This is a genomic window from Nostoc sp., from assembly GCF_036916575.1.
In the GTDB taxonomy this organism is placed as follows: domain Bacteria; phylum Cyanobacteriota; class Cyanobacteriia; order Cyanobacteriales; family Nostocaceae; genus Nostoc.
This window is the reverse complement of sequence record NZ_JBALGC010000137.1, coordinates 44,468-56,483: the sequence shown is the minus strand read 5'-3', so window position 1 is coordinate 56,483 and position 12,016 is coordinate 44,468. Positions and strand designations below refer to the sequence as shown.

Here is a 12,016-nt window from a genome sequence, read left to right as displayed (position 1 = left end):
ACTTTGAGCATTCCTGTTTCATTCTCTACACCCACTTATTCACAGTAATATGTTTTCTAGAAAAACTCCAGTTTTCAAGATGGATGAGGTTTAAAACCCTCAAGCAAAAGTTTAAGCTGGTAATTATCTCAAATGTCGATGACGATCTCTTTGCTTTCTCGGCAAAGCATTTGGAGGTTGAATTTGACCAGATAATCACAGCAGAACAGGCAAAAAGCTACAAACCCTCCTTAAACAACTTCAGACTGGCTATTGAGAGAATCGCTTTGCCGCTAGAGCAGATATTACACGTTGCTGCTAGTGTATATCACGATATCGTTACAGCTAAATCTCTGGGACTATCAACAGTCTGGGTAAACCGTCGAGCAGAGCAAAAAGGAGTTAGCGCCACAGGATCAGCACTAAGTCAACCTGACTTAGAAGTGCCTGATTTAAAGACTCTCGCTGCTTTGAGTTACCCGAAACAATACTGAGCAATAAGTGCTGAATGCCTAGCATTGTTTCGATGAGGATTTGTTGTTACAAAACGAAATAGGGATTGCAAGATAGATTGATTCTGCCTTACTCTGGAAAAACTACTACGTCAGTTTGACGCCACGTTCGTCCTTGTTTTAAGGGCGACGCGCAAGGGACGGGTGACCGAGACTGCGTCTCGTAGAGAAGCCGAAGCCTTGACTTTTGACTTTTGCTGATGCTCGTACCAACGCTCTGCTTCTGGCTCCCCAGGATCAGTGCCTGCTGATAAACTTGTTCAATAAAACACTTTGATAGCCTAAAACGATGAAAGCATCTGCTAATTTCGACTTTGAAGACGAGAAATTCAATGCACCGCCTTCTCAAGTCATCCCCTGGTGTCAGATGATTAATCCTCGGTATGGCACAGATGGTATGCAATCCCACGGTTTGGCGATTAAACTGGATAATGCCAATGCTGTCGGCTTTGTACCAGATGATAATTGGCAGCAAGTGGAGCATGAATTTAGCTCTGGAGTTGAAACGGTCTTTATTACCACTAGTCCACACTTGGTTATAGTGCGTCGCGGGCCATTGTCTGTCAAAGACCGGGAAAGTGGTCTAAAACTGGGTACGCTCAAAGAAAATTATGATGCTTTTTTAGCCGACAAACTTAAATTTAAAACCTTTACTCGCTATCTAATTTTTATAGTGGGTGAGAATAAAAAGTTTTTACATGAATCACCACTACAACTAACTCTTAGTGGTGCTGCCGGAGCGAGTTTCAGCAAAACCTACTGCGAATATCAACAAGGCAAAGTAGTTAGTGGATTCGTTGCTGAACTAGAAAAGGCTTATGCTGTTTACCGCAAGCAACCGTTGACACCAAAAGGTCCTTTGTTCCACGCTCACGGGATTTTTTGCCCGATAATTGAGTGTGAAGAAAGAGGTATTGAACCAAATACAGTTCTGGTAGCTTCAACTGTAGAATACAAACATCCCACGGTAGGAACTTTAACACAATATTTAATTGCTTCGGATTCTCTTGAGTCTGCAATGATTTGCAAGACTTTTGAAGAATACAAAGATTTTGGGAAGGAACCTGTAAAATCAGAAACGTCTAAATTGGCAATGGCAGGAGTTTCCAACTCTTACGTTTATGCTGATGAAGATGATTTTGCTTATCCACCCTATTAGGGAGAGTGAGGAGTGAGGAGTGATGAGTTTTGAATTAATAACTCCTAACTCCTGTACAGACGCGATTAATGAGCCAGCGCGTTGCGGGGGTTCCCCCCGTTGTAGCGACTGGCGTCGCGTCTCTACTCCTAACTTTATTCCTTGAGCAGCAAATAATATAGTGAACCATTGCCGCCTGTGATGCCAGCGCGATCGCCTGCTAGTTTACCAGACCCCATGAAATAATCCACCCGGCCCGGGCCTTTGATGGCGCTTCCTGTATCCTGGTCTAGCACAAAGCGGCTGACAGTACGCCTCTCTAGTTTGCCACCACTGACAGGATAGGGAAATGAGTTATGAATCAGGGCTAGCGCTCCCGGTGGCATGAGAGACTTATCTGTAGCAATAGAACGTTCTGCTGTCACTGGCACATGAATACAGCCTGTAGCTGCGGTACCACCAGTTTCTTGAAAGAAAATAAATCGTTTCCAGCGTGGCAGATAATTGCTCAACTCCTGCGGCCGTCGCCGGAAGAAAGCAGTCATCCGTGGCAGTGTCAATCCATCTAGTGGCAGTTTGCCATCTTTGGCTAGTTCTTTGCCGATACTAGTCCACGGGTAATCAGTTCCACCTGCATAGCCAACTGACGTTGTTTTGCCATTAGTTAACTTAATTTGGGCAGAACCTTGGATATGTACCATGTATGCGTCAAAGCGATCGCGAAACCAAAGCAGTTCTAAACCGTGCAACTTGCTTTTATTCCCTTTTAAACCATCCTTCCCTTCCAAATCAATTCGTTTTGGGTGGGGTTTAGGCCATTGGCTGAAATCAGGTGGTAGCCTATAAAGAGGATACTTATATATTGAAGTCCTGACACGGCTAGCGGTGTAAACAGGCTCATAGTAAGCAGTAAACTTAACAGTACCCTTGCCATCATTGCCCACAGACTGGTAGAAGACAAACTCACGGCGGACAGCGGCTTGTAGTTGCGCTGCTGACTTAGAACCGATAACCAGTTCGCGGAAACGTAGCAAACTCGTGCGGACGCGATCAAGGGTAATTTCCTTAACTGGATAATTTTGATATGCTGCGATCGCGTCATTCTTTGTTAAGTAAAGCAGACTGTTGTCAATGGAAGCCAACAACGCATTGCGGTCGCCTGTTTTACCTGTTTGACCCCAAATTTGGTCATCCCAACCCAGGCAAGTCTGCCGGAGCGTACAATCGGTTCCAATAGCAATTGGTTTTAGCGGTGGCGTTACCTCAGGAGTAGTTGGTATTGGCAAAGGTGGGAGATCAGGAGTAATCGGTATTGGCAACGGCAATAAGTTAGGAACCTGAGCAACAGCCGACCAGAGAGGGTTTACAACGGCAATTCCCAAACTTAAGGAAAGCAAAGCAAGGGTTTTTCTTATCATTTAGTTGAATCTCTCAACACTGGAACTAAAAATGGGTTCTACGCGGATTGCCACGATCCGAGCGGGTCTTACTACCATATACTCCCCTTGAATATTTTTAATCGGCACGCTAATAAAGTCATTAGAAGCAGACTTTGGTACAAGTTCGCCGCTATACCACTTCTGAAACTCTTGAATAGTAGGAAAACGTACTTCTTCCCGGTGACCACTTTCCAGTAGGAGGTATACAGCATATTCATTTGCAGTTCTAGCCATAAGGTTGAATCATTTCAAAAACATTCAACCCATTGTTAACCACGTAACCCCCGAATGAAAAGGGTAAGCATACGGGAGCAGAGGGGCAAGAGAGAACAAATGCCAAGTGCCCAATTGGCTCAATGACTCTTCACTCTAGACGGCTAATTTTTTAACCAGTTCCTTAAAAAGTGTAAGTTTACGTTAGCTCTTGTTTGACACTCTCCTCTTGCTAGAGAGGGGATTCTAATTTCATCTAGCTACATGCTGAACCAGGCTTTCGCTTTTTTCGAGTAGAGGTTGCTAGTCCATTAGCGTTACTTTGGATGTGCCCCATCCTAGCGATGCCGCGATTAAGAATATTCACATCTCTATGCAAACTACACCCATAACTGTGCTTATGGGTGTAGTTTGCATAGAGGGCTGTTTACTCTTTAGCACCTTGGATGAGATCAGTCAGTTCCGGATATTTGCAAGATAGTTTAGCTGATTAATTCACCCATTTGTGGGAGGTAATTCACAAGCCAATAAGTGTACTTTGATTATAAGCATACCAACACAAGATGGTTTGAATCAGCATTCATCCAACAAATCTATCAATCATGTTGAACCTGATATTCACCCGATGTATAAAAATAAAACCCTTTGTGGTTTCAACAGCTTTTTTCCTAGCTGTACAGACTTCTGCCAATGCTGAACAACCCTTCCCTAGTCTTACTCCAGCACAAGCTCAACATTTATCCCGTGACTTGGTTCCATATAATTCTCAAGATTTTTTTAGGCAAGGAAAAGACTCGATTGAGAGAGAAATTAAAATCCTTAGCCAAAGGCAACTGCGCTCAATTAAACCTGTTCTTAAAATTGATTTAGTACCGCCGATAAAAATACCACAGACCCAGCAAAACCCTAACATTTTATCTAAGTAATAATTATTATTCTATAGGACTTTTATTTTATTTTTGAAATAACTCCGTAATCTGAAGAGTGCGGAAATCGAAAGTAATGTGTCGAATAAACCACTTTTTCCATCCACTTTAAAAGAGAGAAGCAACAGCGATGTCTTTTGATTTTTTGATTGGCTGACTCTTGCTCGTGACTATTTACTGCGAATATCGCTAGTTTGGGCTACATTTGGACTTGATTTTTGTCTAAGAGGTTGTTTGAAAAGTCTATCGTTGTACCGATATCTCCCTAGTCCCCCTTTTTAAGGGGAGAAAACCTTCTCAAAGTCCTCCTTTTTAAGGAGGATTTCAAGTTTTGGATACCTCAACCACCATTTTTCAAACATCCTCTAAGTCCTGCTAACCCTTCTTAAGAAGTTGATGTTGGGCAACCTCGCTAGGAGGCTAGGTTTTGGCTAAAAAGCTAGGGTTTTTGCCGGATAAAGAAAACTTAGTTGTTCATTTTGGATAAAGTCGAAATCAAAGATTCCAACTGAAAAGCCATGTTTACAAGGATAGAATTTTAACAGTTTGTAGGTTGATCAGAATTGGTACTTGGGTTTTGCAGTTCATCAAAGTGAATAAAATAGCGATCGCTTGTGGAATTTGAGCGAACTTTCGATGTGCATTTGTGACAACCAATAGATGATTATTGTCAGGTCATCTGCTGGTTATGATATTATGTTATTTAACTGTTCCATTACCGCCTCAATTATTCAGGAGTGCCTTTGTACACTACCCTTTTAGGCTGTTATTTGACAAAAGGTTTCAGGGCACACAGGGAAATAATTGGCTAGAAGCTCTGCCCCTGCTAGAGCAAGTTAAGTAAATCGCAAATTTTTTTTCAAAAGAGCAAATGCTAAAAAATTATAAGAAAAGATACTTTTTTTTGCTCAACTATTTAAACTAGCAAGTTTGCATATATTGTCTTTATTTATGAAAACGTAAGCGCATCTAATTTTGTGCTGAAAAGTACAGATGATTGTACTGAAGTAAGTAGTTAAACAGAATCAATCATATAACATCATTGTTTGCAATGAATGCAAATATTTTTGTTCACCTACTTATGAAGGTAACGCATTTAATTTGAACATAAAATGTGTTAGGTGGTGATTCATGTCTATTACGGCAATGACCATACAATCCAAATTTTGTCAATACGTAAATTTCAACAATGGCTTGGGAGAACTATGAAAAGAAAAAGTCTAATCAGAATTTTATTCGTGTTATTTGGAATAATACTCTTTAACGTTTTACTTCTGGGCTATCCCACCCGGACATTGACGAATGAAGCAAATAACCCCAACAGCATCACCATCAGTAGCAATATACCTAAAGATATTTTCTCTGATGGTACTCCCGCATCAAAGGCCACTCTGAGGCAGGCTGCCATCTTTGCCTGGAAAGAGTTCATTGCCCTCAATTGGCCCGCTGACCCCGACTTGCGGGCAAACCGAAACCAAATTTACCTTTCGGTTCAGATGACAAGCCCCTTGTATGGGAAACGCTGCGAAATAAGATAGAAATCTATCCAGGGAATAGCAACCAAGCCAACCAACCTTTCTATAATGGCTCTCCCTCTAGAGGTGGACCGCATTACTATTACGATCCTGCAAAGGTTCTGACCACAGATGGTCAGATATATAGCTGCAATGGCGCTGCCCCACAAAGAAATGCTTTCGTTAACTTAGATGAAGCGGACGAAATTGGACTGAATCGCATGTACGCTGGCAAAGCTCCTACAAATTACCCAGGACAGCAATTTTTATACCTGGCCAAAGCGAACGAGCAAGAGTACGACTATGTCAAAAATCTAAAATGGAATACTTTTGATAGTCGTGTTCCAAACAAGAATACCTCCTTTTCTCAAGCTACACAAAACACCATAAATAAAATCCAGAAGTCGAAGGAATATCCAATCCCAAACCCGACTAATCCTACCTTTGTCTCCTTGCCATACAACACGCTCGAGGTCAAGAGTGCTTGGCGTCACTTAAACACAGATGAAGATACTAGCAAGTTCCACGTTGCCCCTGTGCGCTTCTACAAAAACCAATCGTCTACTAAGGGACAGGGTAACTATTGCTTTATACAATCTGAAAAAGACTGGGGCATGGGAGCTTTGCACATTATCCAAAAGACACCATCGGCTCCCTACTTCATCTTCGCCACCTTTAGTCAAGCTGACAATATTACCAAAAAAGATGGTACTTCTGTTGAGGACGTAAATGGTCAGTTGAAAAATCCCAGCATTATTAAAAGTAACCCGTTTGACCCCAAAATCTTTAGCGATACACCCAAGCCTCGAAATCCTGATCCGAACGCAATATACGAGACAGCTGCCACCGGGATGGATGATGTAAAACAAACACAAAAATTTGATCCATTGAAGCCTCCAGGCGCACCGGAAAATCATCTTCCAAACGATCTACGCCTCTATTATGAGAATATCCTTGGCGCGTCGGCGCTGCCTCAAGTGCCAATCAGCATTAACAGGCGCGCCAACCCAATTCCTGATCAGATCATTGCAGTCAATCAATATGCCCACTCCGTGATTTCAAACTATATTCATGCTCATGGTCTTTCCTCATCTCCTTGGCTCAACTACAAGCTGGTGAATATCCAGTGGGTTCCTCTGACTAAGGATGCGAATGCTCCTGGTAAGCCCTACACTGGTTCGGATGTCGCCAACTACTACCTAGCTAACGAGGTGGTAGAGACTGATTTAAACTTGCAGTTATTCAGTGGACAGTTCAAGAACACAAATGAGAATTTAATTACCGACTTTGCTTATAAAAATCAGATCCCAGGATTTGCTTTCGGTCCCAAAAATCAGTATGCGAATGTCGTCCACCAAGGTAAACAATTTAACATGGGAGGCTGCATGGGTTGTCATGGCAATGCAACAAATAAAGGCGCAGACTTCAGTTTTATCCTGTTAGATGGACCTGTACCATTTAGCTTCCCAGAAGTGGGTGGAGATGCCCTTCCTAACCAACTAAGGTTTATACGACAACAATCGAAGCGACCTCAGTTGCGGTAAAAGTAGTGAGCCTGCCATGAGGGGCGGTTAGGGTAGTCCAACTATAGTTCACAGCATTCAGGGAAAAAATGGCATCTAAACCACACCCTCAGGCATCAGAATCATTATGCTCTGCTTTCTATTAACAGAGTTTTTGTGTTTTGAACAAACTTTACAACACAAATTTACAATCTTAATCGTCTAATAAACTCATCAACGCTTGAATTTCAACATCTTGCGGCTCTGATAATTGAGACTGTAACTTTAATAATTCATTCTGTAATGCTTCTGCTACATAGAGCATATTAGATTCTTGTGCAATTTTTAGCTGATTTTCTTTAATTTTGATTTGTTTAAGCAAGTTGTTTTCAACATGAATTGAATTGTAATGTTGAGCAATCATAGCTTTACATTTCTTATTAATCTCTAGAGTGCAATTAAATTTACCACCTATGTATTATTCCACACTTCTCTCATTTTTTAAATATCTGGTGATTTAACCTCCATTACTCGTAGTGTTTCCGGGGATAGCGTTTATTCTTGCCTGAGTAGTTTAGTTTCTATTTTTTCGGGTCTTTGAGGTATTAAATCAGACGCTCAATGCTATTTTGCTAAATCCTCGTAAGGAGCGGATTTTTAACGAAAAATCCTCAAACAAGAAAACTGCATAGGTTTTTTCACAGATCCAATCTTAATAGTTTGGAAATATTGGCTTAATACACCATGTCCATATTTTTACAGGCTTTTAGAAAAATAGAAATCATGATATAAGATTGGTTGACTTAGGCGAAATTTTAGATAACATACATTAACTTGTCTGTTACTTCACGGAGTCTTGTTGATATGTTAAACAATTTTTTTTATGGTATGAACTTAAAGTTTATAAAGAGAAACATTTTTCCCTTAGTAAAAATTATATCTACAGTGCTTATAACAAGCGCAATTGGATTAGAATCGTGGAATATTTATGCATTCCTAACTAATAGGAATGTACCAAGCAGCCTTAATCCAATTTTTTGGATTGAGCGTTTTGCCATGACAAGCCATTTTATCGAAAGCATTATAGCAGCTTTTTATGCACATTCAGGAAAAAAGATGCCAATACAATATGCTACTTATACTTTTTTTGTAGGCACAATTGGGTTGTTAGAACTGTTTGATCAAGAGAATGACTAAGCTGCTACGCCTTGAAGGCATGGGTTTTTGGATGAGGTTAGTTAGTAGGGTGCGATCGCGATCGCATGACGCACCCTACGTAAGAAAGTTATAGGTTATTAAATCCACGCAACTGGGCAAAACTCAGTTGCGGCGGTTTCTCAATGTAGGTGAGTGCTGAATCTGACACTCAGAAGGGAGTATAGTTTGTATAGTTAGCTTTTTGCTGAAATTTGAGTTTGACACTAAGGAATTAAAAAATGTCTACTGATACTGACATAGTTGCTTACATTCAAGAAAGCGAATTTGACGCTGTTTTAACTGAAAGTGAAGAGAAAGTCGTTGTTGTTGATTTTACTGCTACTTGGTGTGGCCCCTGTCGCCTGATCAGTCCGTTAATGGATCAACTCGCCCAGGAATACAAAGGTCGCGCCAAAGTCGTTAAGGTAGACGTTGACAGCAACAAGCCGATTTTCAAAAAATTTGGTCTTCGCAGTATTCCAGCGGTTTTAATTTTCAAAGATGGTACTTTAGCAGAAACCATTGTGGGAGTTTCTCCTTACGAAGACTTCAGCAGCGCTGTTCAAAAGCTTCTTGAGGGTGTTTCAACTTAATTCATAATTCTTAATTAAAAAGGGTTTATACCCGATGCCTAATAACGGCAGTGACGTTTTAGGTAGAGTTTAAATTGCTTGAAGTTCCGAGCCTCCAAAGCCGACCCTCGGACTTCTCACCACTTGAAGCACAATTATAAATTTTTAAACATTTCCTTTTCGCCTATAATGTGCTTGGAGTAAACCAGTAGGATATTGTATTGAGTTAATCAGCTCCAATTTCTCTTCAGGACTAGACGGTGGGAAAAGGTGTATACCGCCACCTAAAATAATTGGAATAGTTGAAATAATATATTCGTCAATCAAGCTGTGCTGAAGAAACGAATTGATTAATGCTCCGCCACCAACTAGCCAGATGTTTTCAAAACCTTGAGCTTCTAGATTTGCTAACGCTTGTTCTACTGTGTCAGAAACAAACACAATGTCCTCGCGGTCAGATTTGAGATAGCGCTGTGTGAAAACGAAGGATTTTTTCTCCGGATAAGGCCATTCATCGAAACTAAGCCCTACCTCATATGTCTTGCTACCCAAGACAATAGCATCAATCGATTCAAAGAAAGCTGTGTAGCCGTAGTCTTCTCCTTCTGTATCTAGGATTGATAGCCAATCAATTTCTCCATCACTGCGAGCAATGTAGCCGTCCAAACTAGCTGCGATATATAGTATAACTTTCGTCATTGTGCTTGGTGAATTTGGTAGTTTTCACTCAACTGGTACGAGCGTTCGTAGGCTTATTCCTTCTCAGGTATTTTAGCCTCTGATGGTTCTGGACGATATTTTAATTGAACACATCACAAAGAGCGATGTCTACGACGGGCTACGCCTACGCTCACCCACTTACTTACGTTTTTTGATTGTGCGATTTAAACCGACCTACAAGAAATTCTCGCTTAGATAAATGCTTTGTATCGCGTTTGGTGACTCGCTCTCGCCACATCTGGAAACTAGATTCCTTCATTTGGCGCCTCATTAAGGCAATTACCTGTTTCTCCAGCAGCCCAAACTGAGCCTCAATGGCATCAAAAGATGTTCTATCTTCCCATGCCATTTCAATAATGCGATCAATAGTTTGTGAATCGAAGTTAGGTAGCTTCATTCTTTTTGCTGGCAATTGATAAATTCGAGCTATATATATTTTACTTTTCATTTTGAAGAACCATTGTCTGCTACACCCAGTTGCAGGGCATAGAGGTTGGCATAGACACCTTGCTGATTGATCAGTTCGGCGTGAGTACCCTGCTCTACAATTTGTCCCTGCTGAATTACTAATACCTGATCTGCCTGAGTAACTGTACTGAGGCGGTGGGCAATCACGAAGCTGGTACGACCTTGCAGCAAGCGGGCGATCGCACTTTGTACTAGCGCTTCTGTGCGGGTATCGATGCTGCTGGTTGCTTCATCAAGAATCAGAATTTGCGGGTTGATCAACACCGCACGAGCAATACTGATTAGTTGTCGCTGTCCTTGGCTCAGGGGAGCGCCTCGTTCACCCAATTGAGTTGTATAGCCCTGTGGCAGTGAGGTAATGAACTCATGCACATTTGCCATCTGTGCAGCCGCTTCGATATCAGCTTGGGTAGTGTAAGGAGCGCCAAAAGCAATGTTTTCGGCGACGGTGCCGCTGAACAGAATATTGTCTTGCAGGACGATGCCAATTTGACGCCGCAGACTTGCTTGAGTAACACTACGCACATCAATATCATCAATTTTCACTGCACCGCCAGATACATCGTAGAAGCGCAAAATCAAGTTAATGATTGTACTTTTTCCCGAACCGGTCGGCCCTACTAACGCAACCATCTGCCCTGGATCAGCGTGCAAATTCACCCCTTTGAGAACCAGTTGATCTGGGTTGTAACCAAACTTGACATTCTCGAATGTCACCTCACCCTGAATAGGTGGCATTTCTGTTGCATCGGGTGCGTCTTTGAGTTCTGACGGTTCATCTAGCAATAGAAAGATCCGATCTAATCCGGCGAAGGCAGATTGAGCTTGGGTGTAAAACTGGCTGAGAATCTGGATAGGGCGGAAAAACTGCTGGACGTAAAGTAAAAAGGATGTCACTACACCCACTGTTGCAGCTTTGGTGACTGCAAGATAGCCACCATAAGCTAGCACGCCTGCGGTTGCTAGTGTGTTGAGAAAATCGATGGAGGGCAAAAAGGCCGAAGTAATTATCACAGCTTGGACGTTGGCATCTCTATTGGCGGCGTTAAGAATGTCAAATTCTGCGATGTTCATCTGTACACGATTAAATGCCTGTGCTTCTCGCACGCTGACAATATCTTCTTCCAACTTGGCGGAAAGCTCCCCAATAGTTTGTCGGGTAACGCGAAACCTGGCTCTTGCCCAACGTGCAAACAAGCTTGTGGTAAAAATCATCAGTGGCACAACCAGGTTGCTCAACAAACCGAGTTGCAGGTTGATTGAGAGCATAGCAATGATTATGCCGACCAAACTGAAAGTGTTGCCTAGCATTTGGGCGATCGTTAATCCAAATGCCTGATTTACAGTATTAACATCATTCAGCAGGCGGCTCATTAAATCACCTGCTTCGCTGCGGTCAAAAAAGCTAAGTGGCAGACTTTGGATTTTAATGAAAATGTCTTGCCTCAGTTGAGCCAGCAATCGCTGCATAATCCAGCCGACTCGAATAATTTGACCCCGAATTGCCAAGACACCAAGCCCATAGTTCAACGCTAGTAGCCCTAATAACATTAGCAGTCCTTGCAAATTCCCTTGTGCAATCAGGTGATCAATCGACCAGCCGATAAAAAACGGCCCAATTGCCTGAGTTACGGCACCAATAAATACTAATGTCAGCGCGATGGGAATTTCTTTGCGATAGAGTAGAACGTATTGCAAAAAGCGTCGCAGGGTGGAGAGTTGCTGACTTGTTTTTTCTTCAGATGCAACAACGGGAACTGTGCCTCTCATAAAAATTTTGGATTTTAGATTTTGGTGTTAGCGAAGCGGTAGCGAGTCTTCGAGCGTCAGCAGGGC

The 12,016-nt window shown here is 42.0% G+C and carries 14 protein-coding genes; 7 read left to right on the top strand and 7 right to left on the bottom strand.

Annotation, left to right across the window (positions count from 1 at the left end):
- From V7L29_RS30770 to V7L29_RS30760, 3 genes are all read left to right on the top strand, one after another.
- Window positions 1-473: HAD hydrolase-like protein (locus V7L29_RS30770; protein WP_334737869.1), on the top strand; the 473-nt coding region annotated here is incomplete at its 5' end.
- A gap of 307 nt (window positions 474-780) precedes the next feature.
- Window positions 781-1,650, top strand: a complete 870-nt coding sequence (locus tag V7L29_RS30765) for a DUF5895 domain-containing protein (RefSeq protein ID WP_334693650.1) — start codon at window positions 781-783, stop codon at window positions 1,648-1,650.
- Between the two features lie 22 nt (window positions 1,651-1,672).
- Window positions 1,673-1,795: a hypothetical protein gene (locus V7L29_RS30760; protein WP_334737868.1), complete on the top strand. Its 123-nt coding sequence runs from the start codon at window positions 1,673-1,675 to the stop codon at window positions 1,793-1,795.
- Here V7L29_RS30760 and mltA read toward each other — a convergent pair.
- Both mltA and V7L29_RS30750 read right to left on the bottom strand, forming a co-directional pair.
- Window positions 1,785-3,044 carry a murein transglycosylase A gene (gene mltA, locus V7L29_RS30755; protein WP_334693653.1) on the bottom strand — a complete coding sequence of 420 codons (1,260 nt, stop codon included), beginning with the start codon at window positions 3,042-3,044 and terminating at the stop codon, window positions 1,785-1,787. The two genes, V7L29_RS30760 and mltA, sit on opposite strands and share 11 nt — an antisense overlap.
- Window positions 3,045-3,047: 3 nt before the next feature.
- Window positions 3,048-3,302 carry a hypothetical protein gene (locus V7L29_RS30750; protein WP_334737867.1) on the bottom strand — a complete coding sequence of 85 codons (255 nt, stop codon included), beginning with the start codon at window positions 3,300-3,302 and terminating at the stop codon, window positions 3,048-3,050.
- Between the two features lie 581 nt (window positions 3,303-3,883).
- Between V7L29_RS30750 and V7L29_RS30745 the strand changes: the two genes are divergently transcribed.
- Entirely contained in the window at window positions 3,884-4,207 is a 324-nt protein-coding gene (locus V7L29_RS30745; protein ID WP_334737866.1) for a hypothetical protein, read from the top strand.
- A gap of 1,279 nt (window positions 4,208-5,486) precedes the next feature.
- On the opposite strand, the gene V7L29_RS30740 is transcribed toward V7L29_RS30745, so the two are convergent.
- Window positions 5,487-5,636 (bottom strand): hypothetical protein, encoded by a 150-nt coding sequence (locus V7L29_RS30740; RefSeq protein ID WP_334737865.1) that lies wholly within the window; start codon window positions 5,634-5,636, stop codon window positions 5,487-5,489.
- Window positions 5,637-5,942: 306 nt separating this feature from the next.
- On the opposite strand from V7L29_RS30740, the gene V7L29_RS30735 reads away from it, so the two are divergent.
- Window positions 5,943-7,265 (top strand): hypothetical protein, encoded by a 1,323-nt coding sequence (locus V7L29_RS30735; protein WP_334737864.1) that lies wholly within the window; start codon window positions 5,943-5,945, stop codon window positions 7,263-7,265.
- Window positions 7,266-7,437: 172 nt separating this feature from the next.
- Here V7L29_RS30735 and V7L29_RS30730 read toward each other — a convergent pair whose 3' ends face one another.
- Window positions 7,438-7,647 (bottom strand): hypothetical protein, encoded by a 210-nt coding sequence (locus V7L29_RS30730; RefSeq protein ID WP_334688178.1) that lies wholly within the window; start codon window positions 7,645-7,647, stop codon window positions 7,438-7,440.
- A gap of 464 nt (window positions 7,648-8,111) precedes the next feature.
- Between V7L29_RS30730 and V7L29_RS30725 the strand changes: the two genes are divergently transcribed.
- The gene (locus V7L29_RS30725; protein WP_334688182.1) at window positions 8,112-8,420 is read left to right on the top strand and encodes a hypothetical protein; all 309 of its coding nucleotides are present in this window, start codon (window positions 8,112-8,114) and stop codon (window positions 8,418-8,420) included.
- Between the two features lie 239 nt (window positions 8,421-8,659).
- Complete coding sequence (trxA, locus tag V7L29_RS30720) at window positions 8,660-9,013, top strand: thioredoxin (RefSeq protein ID WP_334688177.1); 354 nt, start codon at window positions 8,660-8,662, stop codon at window positions 9,011-9,013.
- Window positions 9,014-9,157: 144 nt separating this feature from the next.
- On the opposite strand, the gene V7L29_RS30715 is transcribed toward trxA, so the two are convergent.
- The 3 genes from V7L29_RS30715 to V7L29_RS30705 form a co-directional block, all read right to left on the bottom strand.
- Window positions 9,158-9,691, bottom strand: a complete 534-nt coding sequence (locus tag V7L29_RS30715) for a dihydrofolate reductase family protein (RefSeq protein ID WP_334737863.1) — start codon at window positions 9,689-9,691, stop codon at window positions 9,158-9,160.
- A 163-nt stretch (window positions 9,692-9,854) separates the two neighbouring features.
- A complete protein-coding gene (locus tag V7L29_RS30710) occupies window positions 9,855-10,109 on the bottom strand; it encodes a TIGR03643 family protein (protein ID WP_334688175.1) in 255 nt (84 codons plus the stop codon).
- A 47-nt stretch (window positions 10,110-10,156) separates the two neighbouring features.
- Window positions 10,157-11,950: an ABC transporter ATP-binding protein gene (locus V7L29_RS30705; RefSeq protein ID WP_334737862.1), complete on the bottom strand. Its 1,794-nt coding sequence runs from the start codon at window positions 11,948-11,950 to the stop codon at window positions 10,157-10,159.
- Window positions 11,951-12,016 lie beyond the last annotated feature (66 nt).